Raw genomic sequence first — 655 nt, 5'->3', positions numbered from 1 at the left:
TTTAACTGGAGAGTTTGATCCTGGCTCAGAACGAACGTTAGCGGCGCGCCTAACACATGCAAGTCGTGCGAGAAAGGGCTTCGGCCCCGGTAAAGCGGCGCACGGGTGAGTAACACGTAGGTAACCTACCCTCTGGTGGTGGATAACCTTCCGAAAGGAGGGCTAATACAGCATAAGACCACGGCCTCGCAAGAGGCAGGGGTAAAAGCGGGCCTCTGCATGCAAGCTCGCACCAGGGGATGGGCCTGCGGCCCATCAGCTAGTTGGTGAGGTAATGGCTCACCAAGGCAAAGACGGGTAGCTGGTCTGAGAGGATGATCAGCCACACTGGAACTGAGACACGGTCCAGACTCCTACGGGAGGCAGCAGTGGGGAATCTTGCGCAATGGGCGAAAGCCTGACGCAGCGACGCCGCGTGAGTGATGAAGGCCTTCGGGTTGTAAAGCTCTGTGGAGGGGGACGAATAAGTGTCGTCGAATAGACGGCATGATGACGGTACCCCTTTAGCAAGCACCGGCTAACTCTGTGCCAGCAGCCGCGGTAAGACAGAGGGTGCAAACGTTGTTCGGAATTACTGGGCGTAAAGCGCGTGTAGGCTGCTCGGAAAGTCGGATGTGAAAGCCCTGGGCTCAACCTAGGAAGTGCATTCGAAACT

1 rRNA gene is annotated in these 655 nt (G+C 56.9%); it reads left to right on the top strand.

The features are described 5' to 3' along the window. Positions 1–2: 2 nt before the first annotated feature. A 16S ribosomal RNA gene (locus QHF84_RS50180) occupies positions 3–655 on the top strand; the annotation flags it as partial.

The organism is Polyangium sp. y55x31 (assembly GCF_029946505.1).
Taxonomy (GTDB): domain Bacteria; phylum Myxococcota_A; class Polyangia; order Polyangiales; family Polyangiaceae; genus Polyangium.
This window is presented reverse-complemented; position numbering and strand designations above follow the sequence as displayed.